We start from the raw sequence: 494 nt of genomic DNA, 5'->3' as shown, positions 1-494 counted from the left end.
TGCTTACGACCCACTTATTGGCAGCTGCGGTTGACTTTGTTGATCAATTTGTTGTTCTAAACCAAGGACAAGTTGTAGACCAGGGGACACCACAAGAAGTGGCCGACCATCATAGCCTGAAATTAACAGAGATGGATGAGTTGTTTTCATGAACGCGGTCGAAAAAACAATTGATTTAGATAAACTTTACCAAGAGCGGGCCCAGGCTGTCACAAAGCGTAACCAACGCTACCTAAAACTTCTATTTAATGACCATTTCGTTGTCTTTTTACTTTTGGTTTTGGGGAGTTTGATTTTAGGCTTTCAATCCATTCGTCATGAAGAATTGTCGGCACCGTTTAGTTTGGGAACATATTGGCAGTATGGCTTACTTGCTTGGCTAGTGTTAGGTTTGCAGTTTGGCTCTTTGGTAACGTACTTTCAGCCAGCTGATCGAGTCTTTTTGGCTGCAGGTGACGACTTCCTAACGAAGGTTTACTTGAAGAAGGCTTGGC

The 494-nt window shown here is 43.1% G+C and carries 1 protein-coding gene; it reads left to right on the top strand.

Annotation, left to right across the window (positions count from 1 at the left end):
• Positions 1-148 precede the first annotated feature (148 nt).
• Positions 149-494 (top strand): ABC transporter permease (locus AOQ29_RS07150; protein WP_179948361.1); only part of this gene is annotated, 346 nt, incomplete at its 3' end.

The organism is Fructobacillus ficulneus (assembly GCF_001047075.2).
GTDB lineage: Bacteria > Bacillota > Bacilli > Lactobacillales > Lactobacillaceae > Fructobacillus > Fructobacillus ficulneus.
Note: the sequence above shows the minus strand (reverse complement) of the source record. Positions and strands in the feature narration are given on the sequence as shown.